We start from the raw sequence: 14034 nt of genomic DNA on the forward strand, positions 1-14034 counted from the left end.
CCCCCATGTTTGGGGCCGTGACATCGCTAGAATGGCGGATATGCCGGAATTTTTGTCTCTCTCTCGCTCCCGTTCGATCCTTGCCGGTGCCGCGCTGATCAGCGCGCTCGCGCTCGGCACTGATGCCCTCGCACAAGCAGGCCCCCCCGGACCGCCGCCGACCGCGCAAGCTGCGCCCGGAGCGAACCCGATCTGCTCACGGCTGGAAGGCCAGCTCGCCGCGCTCGATCGCGGCGGCAGCGGCGATCCTGCCAAGGACGACCAGATCCGCCGCTACCAGGATTCGGCGACGCGCCAGCAGGCCGAACTCGACCGTGTCACTGCGCAGGCCAAGCGCATGGGCTGCGACAGCTCCGGCTTCTTCTCACTGTTCAACAACCAGTCGGCACAATGCGGTCCGGTCAACACCCAGATCCAGCAGATGCGGGCCAATCTCGACCAGATCACCTCCAACCTCGAGCGGCTGCGCAGCGGCGGTCCGGGCAGCTACAGCCCCGACCGAGACAACCAGCGCCGCTCGGTGCTGGTCTCGCTCGCGCAGAACAATTGCGGCCCGCAATACGCCAACGCCGCGCAGTCGCAGGGCCCCGGCAATTTCCTCAGCAACCTGTTCGGCGGCGGCAACAATCCCAATAATCCTCCGCCTGGCGCACCGCCCGCAGATCTTGGCCCACAATCCGGCACGTATCGGACGGTTTGCGTCCGCACCTGCGACGGCGCCTACTTCCCGGTTTCGTTCGCCACCGTCCCGGCGCGCTTTCCCGACGACGAGAAGACGTGCAAGGCGCTGTGCCCGGCGGCAGATGCCGCGCTCTACGCCTATCGCAATCCCGGCGAGGACATGAACGCGGCGGTCTCGGTCAGCGGCCAGCCCTACACCGCGCTTCCGAACGCCTTCAAATTCCGCAGCGAGTTCAACCCGTCCTGCTCGTGCAAGGCGGCGGGCCAAAGCTGGGCGGACGCGCTGAAATCGGCCGACGACAAGGCAGCAGTCCAGCAGCAGGGTGACATCATCGTCACCGAGGAGAGCGCCAAGAAGATGCAGCAACGGCAGCTCACCAAGGGCGCGCCGACCGGCGGCAAGAAGGGCGCGACGCCACCGGCGGAGACGACGGCGACTGCACCAGCCGCAACACCGCCCGCGGACACCACGACCACATCCGGCGAGAACAAGCCGATCCGCTCGGTCGGACCGACCTTCCTGCCGCAGCAGCAGAAGTAAGGCAGCTTCGCAGCCTCCTATTCCGCCGTCATGCCCCGCGAAAACGGATGATGACAGATGAGCGTATGGCGAGACCGCTCGCCCTAGCGCTCACCCTCATCCCTCGAACGCGTCGATCGAGGCGCGGCTGCCGCGCGATACCAGCGTCTCGTCGGGCGCGGGCAGCGCCTCGCCCTTGTCGCGGAAGCGGTTGGTGATGGGATAGCGGCGGTCGCGGCCAAAATTCTTGCGCGTCACCTTCACGCCTGGCGCGGCCTGGCGGCGCTTGTATTCGGCGATGTTGAGGAGGTGATCGATCCGCGTCACCATCGCGCGGTCGAAGCCGGCGGCGATGATCTCTTCAAGCGGCTCCTCGCGCTCGACCAGGCGTTCGAGCACCTCGTCGAGGAGGTCGTAGGCCGGCAGCGAATCCTGATCCAGCTGGTTCTCGCGCAGCTCCGCCGTCGGCGGGCGCGTGATGATGTCTGGCGGAATGACCTCGCCGGAGGGGCCAAGCGCGCCATCGGGCTTCCACGCATTGCGCAACGCTGCCAGCCGGAACACCTGCGTCTTGTAGATGTCCTTGATCGGGTTGAACCCGCCGTTCATGTCGCCATAGAGCGTGGCGTAGCCGACCGACATCTCCGACTTGTTGCCTGTCGTCACCACCATCAGGCCGGTCTTGTTGGAGATCGCCATCAGCAGCGTGCCGCGGGTGCGGGCCTGGAGATTTTCCTCGGTGATGTCAGGCGGCAGGTTCTTGAAGATATCGGAGAGGATGGTCCCGAAACCGTTCACCGCCTCTGCGATCGGAAGCACCTCGTAGCGGATTCCGAGGTGACCTGCGAGCTCGCCGGCATCCGCGATCGAGCTTGGCGCGGTGAAACGATATGGCAGCATCACGCCGTGCACCTGATCTGTGCCCAGCGCATCGACGGCGATCGCCGCGCACAAGGCTGAATCGATGCCGCCGGAAATACCGAGCAACACGCCGGGAAAACCGTTCTTGCCGACATAGTCGCGCAAGCCGAGCACACAGGCTGCATAGTCGGCCTTGTCGCCTTCGGGCAGTTGCGCAATCGGACCCGTGCAGCGCCAATCGTCACCAGTCTTGGTGAAGTGCAGCGTGGTGACGCTCTCCTCGAATGCCGGCAGTTGCGCGGCAAGCGACAGATCGCCGTTGAGCGCGAACGAGGCGCCGTCGAACACCAGCTCGTCCTGGCCGCAGACCTGGTTGAGATAGACCAGCGGCAAACCGCTTTCGGTCACGCGGGCGACCGCGACCGACAAGCGCACGTCGCCCTTGTCGCGGGCGTAAGGCGAGCCGTTGGGCACGAGGATGATCTCGGCGCCGGTCTCGGCCAGTGTCTCCACGACGTTCTCGTAATCCTCGGATTCCTCCAGCCAGATGTCTTCGCAGATCGGCACGCCGATGCGCACGCCGCGCACGGTCACCGGGCCGGCCGCAGGGCCGCGCGCAAACAGCCGCTTCTCGTCGAACACGCCGTAGTTCGGAAGGTTGGCCTTGAAACGCAGACCCGCGATACGGCCACCGTCGAGCAGCGCACAGGCATTGTAGAGCTTGCCGTCCTCGACCCAGGGCGTGCCGACCAGCATCGCAGGGCCACCATCGGCAGTCTCGCGCGCAAGGCTTTCGATCGCGACGCGGCAGGCGGACTGGAAGGCAGGCTTGAGCACGAGATCTTCGGGCGGATAGCCGGCGATGAACAATTCCGGAAAGAGCACGAGGTCGGCGCCGTCGCTTGCGGCTTGCGCGCGCGCCGTACGCGCCTTCGCGGCATTGCTGTCGATATCGCCCACCGTCGGATTGAGCTGGGCGAGCGTGACCGCGAATTCGTTGAGACGTTCGGTCATGTGCGCCGCTGTCCGATCCCTTGGCTAGACGAAACCCAACCGCTCGACGATGGCAAAGATCCAGAACGCACCGGCCATCAAGAGTGCGACACCGACCGCGGCCGAGCCCATGTCCTTGACGCGGCCGATCTGCGTGTCGTGGTCCATGGTGAGGCGGTCGGCGAGCTTCTCGATCGCGGTGTTCAGCAGTTCGACCACCAGCACGAATGCGACGGCACACACCAGTTCTACCGCGCGCATGGCGGTCGCTGCGATGAACCAAGCCGTCGGCAGCGACAGCAGGAGCGCAAAGATCTCCTCGCGGACGGCCTGCTCCGAGCGGAGCGCAAAGGCCAGACCATTACGGGAATTGATCGTGGCCTTCCAAATTCGCAGCAAGGTCTTAAAGCCCCGCTGCGAACGGCATCGGCTTGGCCTTGCCCACGCGTTCCTGCTTGAGGAGCTCCGCGACCAGGAACGCCATGTCGATCGATTGCTCGGCGTTGAGGCGGGGATCGCAGACCGTGTGGTAGCGGTCGTTGAGATCCTCATCCGTGATCGCGCGCGCACCGCCGAGGCATTCGGTGACGTCCTTGCCGGTCATCTCCAGATGCACGCCGCCGGCATGCGTTCCTTCGGCCGCGTGGATCGCGAAGAAGGACTTCACCTCCGACAGGATGCGGTCGAACGGCCGCGTCTTGTAGCCCGTGGTGGACGTGATGGTGTTGCCGTGCATGGGATCGCAGGACCAGACCACCACCCTGCCCTCGCGCTGCACCGCGCGGATCATGTTCGGAAGATGCTCGCCGACCTTGTCGGAGCCGAAGCGCCCGATCAGCGTCAGCCGGCCTGGCTCGTTGTCGGGGTTGAGCACGTCGATCAGCTTCAGCAACTCGTCGGGCTTCAGCGATGGGCCGCACTTCAGCCCGATCGGGTTCTTGATGCCGCGGAAATATTCGACATGGCCGTGGTCGAGCTGGCGGGTGCGGTCGCCGATCCAGATCATGTGGCCTGACGTCGCGTACCAGTCGCCGGTGGTGGAATCGACGCGGGTCATGGCCTGCTCGTAGCCGAGCAGCAACGCCTCGTGGCTGGTGTAGAAGTCGGTAGCGCGGAGCTCGGGATGGCTTTCGAGATCAAGGCCGCAGGCGCGCATGAAGTTCAGCGCGTCCGAGATGCGGTCGGCCAGCTCCTTGTAGCGGCGGGACTGCGGAGAATCCTTGAGGAAGCCGAGCATCCACTGATGCACGCTGCCGAGATTGGCGAAGCCGCCGGTCGCGAAGGCGCGGAGCAGGTTCAGCGTCGCCGCCGACTGGCGGTACGCCATCAGCTGGCGCTGCGGATCCGGCACACGCGCTTCCTTGGTGAACGCGATGTCGTTGACGATGTCGCCGCGATAGCTCGGCAGCTCGACGCCATCGACCTTCTCGGTCGGCGAGGAACGCGGCTTTGCGAACTGGCCGGCGATGCGGCCGACCTTCACCACGGGGACGGCGCCCGCATAGGTCAGCACGACCGCCATCTGGAGCAGCACGCGGAAGAAATCGCGGATGTTGTTGGCGCCGTGCTCGGCAAAGCTCTCCGCGCAGTCCCCACCCTGGAGCAGGAAGGCCTCGCCGGCCGCGACGCGGGCCAGGGCCTTCTTCAGATTGCGTGCTTCGCCGGCGAACACCAGCGGCGGAAAGCTCGCAAGCTGCGCCTCGACATCGGCCAACGCCTTGGCGTCGGGATAGTCGGGGACCTGCAGCACGGGCTTGCTGCGCCAGCTCTCGGGTGTCCACCGCTCGGACATCGCAAATCCTCTTTCCTGAAGCAAAAACTGCAACCTGATCTGTGGGTTGCGCGAGCCGCCTTATACACAGGCTGGCATCGCCTCGCCAGTCGTAAATCCATTTGCGCATCCAAGCCCTTGCAGCCAAAGCCGAATTCGCATTTGCTGGGGACGTGCGGAGAAACTTTGGGGCGTGGGCTGCTGATGGATGCGGCACTCGACGACGTTTTTATCGACGACATCAGCTTTCCGGCTGTCGACGGCTATTCGCTGACCGGCACCCTGTTCCTGCCGCGCGGCGTCAAGCGCCACGCCGTCCTGATCAATTCCGCAACCGCCGTCCCCCGCAAGGTCTATCGGGGCTTTGCCTCGTACCTCGCCAACCGCGGCTGCGCAGTCCTGACCTACGATTACCGGGGCATTGGCGACTCCCGCCTGCCGGCGCTGGTCGGCTACAACCAGCCGAAATCACTGGTCGGCTTTACGGCCTCGATGTCCGACTGGGCCGCGCTCGACGTCACCGCGGCGGTCAACTGGATGCGTGAGCGCTATCGCGCACTGCCCCTCAATTACGTCGGTCATTCCTTTGGCGGCCAGGCGCTCGGGCTGATCGCGAACAACGGCGAGATTTCGCGCGCGTTGTTCGTGGCGTCCCAAGCCGCGACGTGGAAACTGATCCCGCGGCCGGAAAACTACCGCGTGTTCGTGTTCATGAATTTCATTGGCGTGCCCATGGCACACCTGCTCGGCTACGTGCCGGGCTGGCTCGGCATCGGCGAGGATTTGCCCAAGGGTGTGTTCCTGCAAGGCGCCAAATGGGTGAGCAGCCCGCGCCATCTCTTTGATTCCAAGCTGCCGGCACTGGCAAACTTCGCCGCCTACAAGGGCGAGCTGCGCGCCCTCAGCTTCTCCGACGATCCCTGGGCGACGCGGCCCGCGGTTGAGCTGCTCTGCTCCGGATTCAGCGCGATCAAGCCGGAGGTGCTGACGGTCAAGCCGTCCGATGTCGGTGCCAAGGGAATAGGCCATTTCGGCTTCTTCCGTTCCGACCACCGCGACACGCTCTGGCGCGGCGTGGCGGAGTGGATCCAGGGGGAGTGATCCCGGAGCCAGTCCCGGCGAGGGATGGCAGCGTTACGGACGGCCGCCGGCGGCCGTGTCAAAGCGGGCAAACACGGCGCTCGTCACCGCGCCGAGCAGGGACCAGAAGACCAGACTCGTGAGCGTGACGGCGACCACGAACTGATGGGACAGAGAGGATGGCACGTTGGTCTCGACGTGCTCGAGTTCCGGCGCGCCGATCAGATGGGGCAATATGAGCAGGATCACGCCGGCGATGGCCGCTGGCACCGAGGGGCGGAAGACGATCAGCGCAAGGCCCATGGCCGTCGCGAGAACCGCAGCCGCCCACCAGATCTGGCGCGACAGAAGCGGCCCGACCGGCACCCCCGGCAATTCCGGCGGCAGGCCGAGGCCCGGGGCGATCGTGAACACGGCAAAGCCCGCGAGCCCCCACATCAACCCCTCGTGCCAGGTGACGCGCCCGCCCGTTGCACCGCTGCGGACGGCAAAGAACCCTGCGAGGAGCAACGCAAAGCCGATCGCCGTCAGCACATTGGCGGCCGCCGTGTAGGCGTTCCGCTCCAGGCCGTCGCGCGGCCCCCAGGCTTCGGCGCCGTGATCGTGTCCGGCGTGGTCGTGGCTTGCGTGATCTTGGGCCACATGATCCTGGCCGCCATAAACGTGACCGGTGGCCGCTTCCTGCGGTGCCGCGGCGGCCTCGTGCTGGTGCATCTCTGCCGCCTTCTCGAAGACTTCCGCCTTCAGGATGAGGGGCACCGTGCCGAACTGCTGAGCGGCCGTGACGATCAGGCCGACGATAAAACCCGAAATGACCGACGAAAATACGATCGAGCGAAACGTGCTCATGCCACCCCGGTCAGTGGCAGGGAAATGCGTTCGAATGGCGGACGTCGTGTGCGGCGTTGTGAACGACGTCGATGTGGGAGAAGCCCACGACACCGACGACGAACAGGCCGAGCATCATCGCCATCAAGGCCTGCGTGACCCTGCCCGCCTGCGCGGCGGCGACCGGGAAATGCCTGACCTGCGCGCCCGTGATTTGTGACTGGCTCATGGCTGTGCTCCACCTCTGATTTGACTGCCTTCTAGCAACTTCCGAGCGACGTCGCGACTGGTAAGATGCAGGCTCATGCCGACCGGAATACGTTTTTGCACGACCTTGGCGCTGGCCGCCAGCCGGAACGCATCTTCAAAGCGTTCGAAATAGCCGAGGCAGTCCTCCGGCGACGGCTCCGCGCCCAGAAGGGTCCGAAACGCGCCCCGGTGCACGGCGCAAATGGCGCCGTGGTCCCTGACCGAGAAGATCACGGATGCGATGTCGGCGCGCCAATGGACGTCGTCGTTCAAGCCGACATCGCCCGTCCCCGCCCGAAAGGATCGAGCAGGCGGACGATTTCGCAGGCGGCAACGAGGCCGACGAGCCAGAGCGCATTGGAAGCGCCGATGCGGGCCACGATGGCGGTCGTGAAAGCCCCCGCCCCGCCGAGGAACGGCGTCGCGGCAAGCAGCACCAGCTCATAGGCGCCGTAGGCGCCAATCAGGGCCGTGGCCAACACCAGCGGTGCGCGATTCGGCCGCAGCGCGCGGAGCACGATCGCGGATGTTGCGGTCGCGGTCAGCGCAGCCGCGCCGATCACAAAACCCCAGGCGATCGTGCCGGCGTCGACGGGATAGTGGTGCACACTGAAGCCGATCGTCTGATTGACGAGCCAGGCCCCGGTGACGACGAGTAGCGCCGGGCGCAGCGGCAGCGCTGCCGCAGCAACGACGGCAAACGCCGCAAAGGGCGTGGCGCAGGCGAGCGCGAAGCTTGCGAGCGCGCACGACACGGTCAGCAGCGCGAAGCAAAAGATCGCGGCATAACGCGGCTCGACCGGATCAAGACGGACACGGTCGGCGTGAGGCGGCAGGACATTGAGTGCCATCGATGATCTCCTTGGGCGGAGATTCTAACCGATTTGTCGGGTCAGGGAAGCGATTCCAACGGATCTTTGGGGCCTGGCACGCCGATTGCTGCGCTCGCACCGCGTGCGCTCAGCCGCCGCCGCGCTCGTCTAGCGAATGACGGTCGTCAGAGACGAGTAGCGCTTGCCCGGCTTCGCTTCCCCCGGCGAGAACTGCGCGAAGGCGTCGCTGACGCGGACCGCCGGCGGCGTATCGCTTGCGAAGCGAAACTCTCTCGGCCGCGGCGCGTAGAATTCGCGGCTATAATAGGCGTCGTCGAAACGCGTTTCGTTGCCGAACAATACGTCGCAGACGAACAGGAGCGCGTAGACTCCCGCCACCGCAGCGACGATTTCCTTGAGAACAGACATGCTGATGCCCCACCCTTTTGGGAGAGCATGCGCGAGGGTTCCGAAGGCCGGGTTTAAAGCCAGACATCTCTTGCGGGTACGGTCGCCCGTGGGTCAAGAAATTGCAGACAATTTTAGCGAATGGTGGTGGCCAAGGAGGCCAGACGCAACCTTGACGTCGAGCCGCATGCTTATCCTTGCGCCGGCTCGTCCCGCAAGCCGCGCGGATGCGTTCCGGCGCGCTGCGGAATGACGAACAGACAGGCGATGATGAAGATCGCGAGCACTGCCGATGCCAATGGACGGCTCAGCGCCAACCCGCCCTCATTGACGGGCTTGTCGAGAAAGTCGCCGACCGTTGCGCCGAGCGGACGCGTCAGGATGAACGCGATCCAGAACAACGCAACGCGCGAGACGCCGGTCCAGACGTACAGCGCCGCAACGACGGCCAGCGCGGCAATGAAGATCAGCGCTGCGCCGCCATAACCCATATCACCGGTGTCGGCGATCCAATCGCCGAGTGCCGTGCCCAGGGTCTGCGAGAAGGTGATCGCGGCCCAGTAGAACGCCTCCACCTTCGGAGTGCTGACGGTGTCGACCGAGATCGTCTTTTCGCTTGCGTACCAAGTGGCCAGGATGAGAACGAGACAAGCGAGCAGCAGCGCCGATCCGCCGGCGTATCCGATGCCCAGCGAGCGATCGGCGAAATCGGCCATCGTGGTGCCGAAAGTCGTCGAGGCAACGATGGTCGTCCAGTAGAGCACCGGCTGGAATCTCTTCGCCACGATCTGGACGGCGACGAGCGCAACGAGCACGGCGAGGAACAGGACCGTGCCCGCCAGATAGCCCCAGTCCAGCGTCATCGTGACCGTGTCGCCGCCGGTCTCGCCAAGCGTCGTGGCAGCGATCTTGATGATCCAAAATCCGAGAGTGACTTCCGGAACCTTGCTGGCGTAGCGCACTTCGGCACGTTCCATGCGTTACCCGCTCCTGGCTCGACGGTCGATACGACCTAATCAACCATCGTGGCGGAAGTTCGCATCGCGCTGGTTCAACTACTCGTGCGGTCGATGCGAAGCAAATGGCCGAACGCCGCACGGCGTCATGCGCGGTGACCGGCGTCCCCGCACGTCACTTAAGCGCGAAACGTCTCCGCTAGACTGCGTCGCCCCTTACCCGCCGCAAAGTCTCCGACGGCAGTTCGCCGAACCTTGCGCGATACTTTCCGGCAAAATGTCCGGGATCGCTGAAGCCGGCGTCGAGCGCCGCTGCCGTCACCGACACCTGACCGTCATCGACGAGCAGCCGCTCGCGCGCACGTTCGAGCCGGCATGTCAGGATCCAGTCGCGCGGCGAATAGCCGAGATAGCGCTGAAAATTCTCCTGCAGCGAGCGCAGGCTGACGCCGAGCTCGCTTGCAAGCTTCGAGATCTCGATCGGCTCGTCGGCATGCGCCTTGATGTAGTCGCGCGCACGACGGACGATGGCCGGGCTACGGTCGACATGGCTCGCGGAGAGCGCCTGCGCGACACGCGGAAACGTCGCCGCCGTCACCAGATTGACCAGCATCTCCTCGGTCGCAGCCGCCGCCAGTCGCCCCATGCCGATGGCGTTCAGGCTGCTCATCTCGGCCATCGCTGCGTTCAAGTGTCGGGCCAGCGCAGCGGTAACCGGCGCGGTCAGGTCGAGACCTTCGCTCAACTCCGACAGCAGAGTGTCCGCGCCCTGCGCGCGGCCGGTCAGCCGTTCGGCGCGTTCGACCATGACGGTCATTGGCACGTAGAACACGAGTACCGAGGCGTCAGTGACCTCCAGCTTCGACCGCTCGAATGGCCGGCCGATGCTCGCCTGACGCATCGGATGATAGTCCTGCAAATTGTCGCCGCGGCCGCGGCGGAAGCCACCTGTGACGGGTATCGAGACGTGCAGGGAATCGTCCGTGCAGCGCTCGACGCTCAAGCCGGCGAGATCGACCCGCATGAGCTGCGCCGCGCCGAAATGGATCGCCTTGAAGTCAATCGTCACGCGCCGTGTCTGCCCCAGCCGCTCGACGCGCGCGTCGCGGCCGTACATCGCGTGGGCGAGCTCGTTCGCTGCATCAAGCGAAAGCGTCTTCGCAAATCCTCGCGCCGACAGGTCGTCCAATCGATTTGGCATGGCAGCAGTCCCAGCCCCCGGTCCGACGCAAACCGAGGCTCATCCCGCGCAAAATACCAAACCGCCGCGCATTCGCCATATCGGCTTATGTTCCACGCAGTTATCTCTTGTTCATGGGACGGCCGTGCCGAAAGGTACCTTAATGCCGCCCCTTTGAGGAAACGCCTCGAATCGCGGCTGCCATTAGCGGCTGCCTCAAACGCCAAGAAGACTGCTCAGTCGTTCGACCCTGCACGGTCGAGCGCATTGAACCATCCGTGAAGCGCCGGCCGCGTCACGCGCTTTGCTCGATCCGGCGCGCGGAAGTTCCATCACCTTCATCCGCGCGCCGGCTCCATCCGAGATGGGTACGGGACAGGAGGACAGCGGCTCTTGGACAACGATCGACTTGGGAAACGAAGATGCCCGTCCGTTGGCTGAAGCCGTCGCGAATCCTGACCATCGAGCGCTTCACCGATTTCGATCAGTTCCGTCCCACCGAGGTGCTCGGCGGCGGCACCAGCATTCCGCTCGAGCCGCGCCACTTCTCGGTGTTTCGCGCCAGTCTGCCGCTCCAGGACAGCCTCATGGTCATGCAGCGCTCCTTCGCGCGGCATCTGGAAGCGGACATCGGCATCGATCGCGGCGTCGGCCTCGTCGTGCCGCTCGCCGCGCACTCGGTCGCAAACGGCCGTGAGATCGACAACTCGATGATCGGCATCGTGCGCGGCAAGGTCCCGATGCGCGCCCTCGAGCGCCACGCCAATACCTATCTGATGCTGCGCTTCAACTCCGACATGCGCCATCGCGGCTGGGCCGACTTCAACGCCGGGCTCGAATTCTTTCGGCTTGCCGACGGCCCCAGGCACCGCCTGCGCGCAGCCATCCTCGACATGTTCTGTCTTGCTTCGGGCTGCAACGATCCCGGACAATTCGAGGCCATCAGCCGCCCGATCCAGGAAACGCTGCTGGGCGCACTCGACGCCGCGCTGGTTACCGAAGAGGCGCAGCGCGCCCGTCCCGGATCATTCGACAGGCACCGCCGGCTGATCGAGCAACTCGACGAGCAGGTCATGCTGTTGGGGGGCGTGTCGCTCTACAGCGATGATCTTGCAACTGCCCTCAATGTCTCCGTGCGGACGCTCCAGGCCGCCGCGCAGACCGTCCATGGCATGAGCCTGCATCATTATTTGCGGACGAAGCGGCTATGGACCGCCCGCAAGCAGCTCGCGAGCGGAAGCACAGGCCTCACCGTCAAGGCCGTGGCGCTCGCCAACGGCTTCTGGCACATGGGCGATTTCGCGAAAACCTACAAGTCAGCCTTCGGCGAGACGCCTTCGGAGACGCTGGCGCGGGCACGCCACCTCTGAGCAGGCCAAAGCACGGGCTCAATGACCGGCGGCCTTCGCATGACCGGCGGCCTTCGCATGATCGGCCGCCTTGCGGTGTGCGGCCTCGCCCAGGCGATCGACCCAGGCGATCCCGATCGCCGAGACGATGAAGGTGATGTGGATGATCACCTGCCACATCACGCCGCTCTCGGTGAAATTGCTGCGCGCGGTGCCGAGGTTGCCGGCCTCGATGAAGGTCCTGAGCAGCGAGATCGAGGAGATGCCGACGATCGCCATCGCAAGCTTGATCTTGAGCACGCTCGCATTGACGTGGCTCAGCCATTCCGGCTCGTCGGGATGGCCGCGCAGGTTGAGGCGCGAGACGAAAGTCTCGTAGCCGCCGACGATCACCATCACGAGCAGGTTGGAGATCATGACGACGTCGATCAGCCCGAGCACGGTCAGCATGATCTGCTGCTCGTTGACGTCGAACCAGTGCGCGGCCAGATGCCAGAGCTCCTTCAGGAACAGAAGCACATAGACGGCCTGCGCGACGATGAGGCCGACATAGAGCGGCACTTGCAGCCAACGCGAGCCGAAGATCAGGCGCGGGAACAGACCGAGCTGCGGCGAAGCCACGCGGCTCAAAGGTGCTTGGGATTCAGGCGTCATGGGTCACTCCGGATGGCGGGCGAAGTCAGAAGGCTGGAATCAGAGGCTGGCGATGACCGGTGCGAGCTCGAGCGAGCCGCGCCAGATCATCTCGACGGCGACGTAGACGATGATGGCGAGACCGACATAGGCGATCCAGCGCTGCTTCTGGAGCACGCGACCAAGCAGATCGGCGGCAACGCCCATCAGCGCGACCGACAGCACCAGGCCAAAGGCCAGGATGAACGGATGCTCGCGGGCTGCACCCGCGACAGCCAGCACGTTGTCGAGCGACATCGAGACGTCGGCGGCGACGATCTGGAGCGCTGCTTGCCGAAACGTCTTGCGCGGCGCCTGCGCGCCGCTAGAGCGGCCCGCTCCGGCGTGGCCGAAGGCCAGCTCGCCCTGGCTCGCAGCCTGCTCGCGCAATTCGCGCCACATCTTCCAGCAGACCCACAGCAGCAGCACGCCGCCGGCCAGCAGCAGGCCGAGCACCTGGAGGAGATGCGTCGCAACGCCGGCGAAGACGATGCGCAGTACGGTCGCGGCCGCGATGCCGACGATGATGGCCCGGCGGCGCTGACCGGCGGGCAGGCCCGCCGCGGCAAGGCCAATGACGACGGCGTTGTCGCCAGCGAGCACGAGGTCGATCAGGACGACCTGAATCAGCGCCGTCAGCGCTTCGGCGGTGATGAATTCACTCATGTCTGATCATTCGGACGCGAGGCGCCGCCGAGCCAGTGCGGCTTGCGGCGCTCGATCCAGTCCAGGACCTTCGAACGCTGGGCGCGCAGGCCAGGCACGTCCTCGGCGAGCAGTGCAAGGCCGAGCGGCAGCATCCAGATGCCGAGCACCGGCAGGAACGACAGCACGCCGCCGACGACGAGCAGCGCGCCTGCAGGCATCCTCACCCAGCGGCTTGAAGGTCGCAGCAGATAGGTGACAGTGCCGGCCACGCGCGGCGGCAGGCGACTGATGAGCGCGTCAAGGCGCGGATCACCACCGGCGACCTCGCCGGTGGCGCGCTCGCGCGATCTCGCGTTATCGTCGGACGCCGCGTTCACGCTCACGCTCCGGATGCGAGATGGCCCTCGCCCCGCGCTGCGACGGGCGCGACAGGCTTGGATCGCGGCAACACCAGCGTCAGCAGGCGCAGCAGCTTGATCGCCTGCACTTCATGCGGATGCACGTCCTCGTCCGCCGCGGCGACGCGCTCGGAGATGTCGACGAGATGCGCGGCCAGCGGCAGGTCAGAGACCGGACGCAACGTCTCGATGACGACATTGGCGAAGTCCGGCTGCTCGAGCCGCTCGGCGAGTTCGTCGAACATTTCGGCAAGCCGCGCTTCGCTGACATGCGGCGCAAGCCCGCGCTCCCGGATGAAGCAGGTCACCTCCTCGCGCTCGACAGCGGCGACGCGGCGGTCGGCAACGGCCACCAGCGCGCCGGCAATCACGAGCGCGGCAGCGGCCTGCTCGTGCAGGCCGGAAGGTTCAGTAATCTCGCCCTGGATGGGGCTCAGAGGTTCTGTAGCGGGCATCATAGCTCCTCAAGCTTACGGTTGTGACCGCACGCGGGAAGCGATGAGGATGGCGAGTCGATGAGAGCAGGTGCACTGGGCCCAACGATCGTCCAATCCAAACGCATTCGCGCGCGGGACAGGTCATCCGACATCACGAGGTTGGCCGAGGGATCGGCGGCCTCGTCAGAGGG

17 protein-coding genes are annotated in these 14034 nt (G+C 65.4%); 3 read left to right on the forward strand and 14 right to left on the reverse strand.

The genetic code is table 11. The features are described from left to right. Positions 1–31 precede the first annotated feature (31 nt). On the forward strand, positions 32–1222 hold the full coding sequence (locus tag ACV1FX_RS04605) for a DUF2865 domain-containing protein (protein ID WP_473116361.1): 1191 nt from the start codon (positions 32–34) through the stop codon (positions 1220–1222). A 96-nt stretch (positions 1223–1318) separates the two neighbouring features. On the opposite strand, the gene ACV1FX_RS04610 is transcribed toward ACV1FX_RS04605, so the two are convergent. Genes ACV1FX_RS04610 through ACV1FX_RS04620 form a run of 3 tightly spaced genes read right to left on the reverse strand, consistent with a single transcriptional unit; the run spans position 1319 to position 4847 of the window. Further along, positions 1319–3076, reverse strand: a complete 1758-nt coding sequence (locus tag ACV1FX_RS04610) for an NAD+ synthase (protein ID WP_473116362.1) — start codon at positions 3074–3076, stop codon at positions 1319–1321. A gap of 24 nt (positions 3077–3100) precedes the next feature. Continuing rightward, on the reverse strand, positions 3101–3454 hold the full coding sequence (locus ACV1FX_RS04615) for a diacylglycerol kinase (RefSeq protein ID WP_473116363.1): 354 nt from the start codon (positions 3452–3454) through the stop codon (positions 3101–3103). 4 nt (positions 3455–3458) lie between these two features. After that, positions 3459–4847, reverse strand: coding sequence for a class II 3-deoxy-7-phosphoheptulonate synthase (locus tag ACV1FX_RS04620; protein ID WP_473116364.1), 1389 nt, complete (start codon positions 4845–4847; stop codon positions 3459–3461). A gap of 183 nt (positions 4848–5030) precedes the next feature. On the opposite strand from ACV1FX_RS04620, the gene ACV1FX_RS04625 reads away from it, so the two are divergent. Next, complete coding sequence (locus ACV1FX_RS04625; protein WP_473116448.1) at positions 5031–5927, forward strand: alpha/beta hydrolase family protein; 897 nt, start codon at positions 5031–5033, stop codon at positions 5925–5927. 33 nt (positions 5928–5960) lie between these two features. Here the strand turns inward: ACV1FX_RS04625 and ACV1FX_RS04630 are convergent, their stop codons facing one another. The 7 genes from ACV1FX_RS04630 to ACV1FX_RS04660 all read right to left on the reverse strand — a co-directional run bounded on the left by ACV1FX_RS04630 (position 5961) and on the right by ACV1FX_RS04660 (position 10360). Then, entirely contained in the window at positions 5961–6755 is a 795-nt protein-coding gene (locus tag ACV1FX_RS04630) for a CbtA family protein (RefSeq protein WP_473116365.1), read from the reverse strand. A gap of 10 nt (positions 6756–6765) precedes the next feature. After that, positions 6766–6963: a CbtB domain-containing protein gene (locus tag ACV1FX_RS04635; protein WP_473116366.1), complete on the reverse strand. Its 198-nt coding sequence runs from the start codon at positions 6961–6963 to the stop codon at positions 6766–6768. Then, the gene (locus ACV1FX_RS04640) at positions 6960–7256 is read right to left on the reverse strand and encodes a DUF1488 family protein (RefSeq protein ID WP_473116367.1); all 297 of its coding nucleotides are present in this window, start codon (positions 7254–7256) and stop codon (positions 6960–6962) included. Before ACV1FX_RS04640 ends, ACV1FX_RS04635 begins: the two co-directional genes overlap by 4 nt. Further along, positions 7253–7834, reverse strand: a complete 582-nt coding sequence (locus ACV1FX_RS04645) for a hypothetical protein (RefSeq protein WP_473116368.1) — start codon at positions 7832–7834, stop codon at positions 7253–7255. The genes ACV1FX_RS04640 and ACV1FX_RS04645 overlap by 4 nt, the downstream gene beginning before the upstream one ends. A 129-nt stretch (positions 7835–7963) precedes the next feature. Beyond that, positions 7964–8224 (reverse strand): hypothetical protein, encoded by a 261-nt coding sequence (locus tag ACV1FX_RS04650; protein WP_473116369.1) that lies wholly within the window; start codon positions 8222–8224, stop codon positions 7964–7966. A 170-nt stretch (positions 8225–8394) separates the two neighbouring features. Beyond that, positions 8395–9180, reverse strand: coding sequence for a COG4705 family protein (locus ACV1FX_RS04655; protein ID WP_473116370.1), 786 nt, complete (start codon positions 9178–9180; stop codon positions 8395–8397). 178 nt (positions 9181–9358) lie between these two features. Then, positions 9359–10360: an AraC family transcriptional regulator gene (locus tag ACV1FX_RS04660; RefSeq protein WP_473116371.1), complete on the reverse strand. Its 1002-nt coding sequence runs from the start codon at positions 10358–10360 to the stop codon at positions 9359–9361. A 401-nt stretch (positions 10361–10761) separates the two neighbouring features. Between ACV1FX_RS04660 and ACV1FX_RS04665 the strand changes: the two genes are divergently transcribed. Continuing rightward, positions 10762–11709: an AraC family transcriptional regulator gene (locus ACV1FX_RS04665; protein WP_473116372.1), complete on the forward strand. Its 948-nt coding sequence runs from the start codon at positions 10762–10764 to the stop codon at positions 11707–11709. Positions 11710–11727: 18 nt separating this feature from the next. Here the strand turns inward: ACV1FX_RS04665 and ACV1FX_RS04670 are convergent, their stop codons facing one another. The 4 genes from ACV1FX_RS04670 to ACV1FX_RS04685 are packed head-to-tail and all read right to left on the reverse strand — an operon-like array spanning position 11728 to position 13861. Then, positions 11728–12342: a TIGR00645 family protein gene (locus tag ACV1FX_RS04670; RefSeq protein WP_473116373.1), complete on the reverse strand. Its 615-nt coding sequence runs from the start codon at positions 12340–12342 to the stop codon at positions 11728–11730. A gap of 39 nt (positions 12343–12381) precedes the next feature. After that, entirely contained in the window at positions 12382–13026 is a 645-nt protein-coding gene (locus tag ACV1FX_RS04675; protein WP_473116374.1) for a TerC family protein, read from the reverse strand. Further along, positions 13023–13385 carry a hypothetical protein gene (locus tag ACV1FX_RS04680; RefSeq protein ID WP_473116375.1) on the reverse strand — a complete coding sequence of 121 codons (363 nt, stop codon included), beginning with the start codon at positions 13383–13385 and terminating at the stop codon, positions 13023–13025. The genes ACV1FX_RS04675 and ACV1FX_RS04680 overlap by 4 nt, the downstream gene beginning before the upstream one ends. Positions 13386–13387: 2 nt before the next feature. Then, the gene (locus ACV1FX_RS04685; protein ID WP_473116376.1) at positions 13388–13861 is read right to left on the reverse strand and encodes a TerB family tellurite resistance protein; all 474 of its coding nucleotides are present in this window, start codon (positions 13859–13861) and stop codon (positions 13388–13390) included. Positions 13862–14034 lie beyond the last annotated feature (173 nt).

It is taken from the genome of Bradyrhizobium ingae, from assembly GCF_055791185.1.

Bases quoted from the DNA above. Each gene is read 5' to 3' on its own strand.
- ACV1FX_RS04605 (WP_473116361.1), top strand. From the start codon at position 32: ATGGCGGATATGCCGGAATTTTTGTCTCTCTCTCGCTCCCGTTCGATC.
- ACV1FX_RS04610 (WP_473116362.1), bottom strand. From the start codon at position 3,076: ATGACCGAACGTCTCAACGAATTCGCGGTCACGCTCGCCCAGCTCAAT.
- ACV1FX_RS04620 (WP_473116364.1), bottom strand. From the start codon at position 4,847: ATGTCCGAGCGGTGGACACCCGAGAGCTGGCGCAGCAAGCCCGTGCTG.
- ACV1FX_RS04625 (WP_473116448.1), top strand. From the start codon at position 5,031: ATGGATGCGGCACTCGACGACGTTTTTATCGACGACATCAGCTTTCCG.
- ACV1FX_RS04630 (WP_473116365.1), bottom strand. From the start codon at position 6,755: ATGAGCACGTTTCGCTCGATCGTATTTTCGTCGGTCATTTCGGGTTTT.
- ACV1FX_RS04635 (WP_473116366.1), bottom strand. From the start codon at position 6,963: ATGAGCCAGTCACAAATCACGGGCGCGCAGGTCAGGCATTTCCCGGTC.
- ACV1FX_RS04645 (WP_473116368.1), bottom strand. From the start codon at position 7,834: ATGGCACTCAATGTCCTGCCGCCTCACGCCGACCGTGTCCGTCTTGAT.
- ACV1FX_RS04650 (WP_473116369.1), bottom strand. From the start codon at position 8,224: ATGTCTGTTCTCAAGGAAATCGTCGCTGCGGTGGCGGGAGTCTACGCG.
- ACV1FX_RS04655 (WP_473116370.1), bottom strand. From the start codon at position 9,180: ATGGAACGTGCCGAAGTGCGCTACGCCAGCAAGGTTCCGGAAGTCACT.
- ACV1FX_RS04660 (WP_473116371.1), bottom strand. From the start codon at position 10,360: ATGCCAAATCGATTGGACGACCTGTCGGCGCGAGGATTTGCGAAGACG.
- ACV1FX_RS04665 (WP_473116372.1), top strand. From the start codon at position 10,762: ATGCCCGTCCGTTGGCTGAAGCCGTCGCGAATCCTGACCATCGAGCGC.
- ACV1FX_RS04670 (WP_473116373.1), bottom strand. From the start codon at position 12,342: ATGACGCCTGAATCCCAAGCACCTTTGAGCCGCGTGGCTTCGCCGCAG.
- ACV1FX_RS04675 (WP_473116374.1), bottom strand. From the start codon at position 13,026: ATGAGTGAATTCATCACCGCCGAAGCGCTGACGGCGCTGATTCAGGTC.
- ACV1FX_RS04685 (WP_473116376.1), bottom strand. From the start codon at position 13,861: ATGCCCGCTACAGAACCTCTGAGCCCCATCCAGGGCGAGATTACTGAA.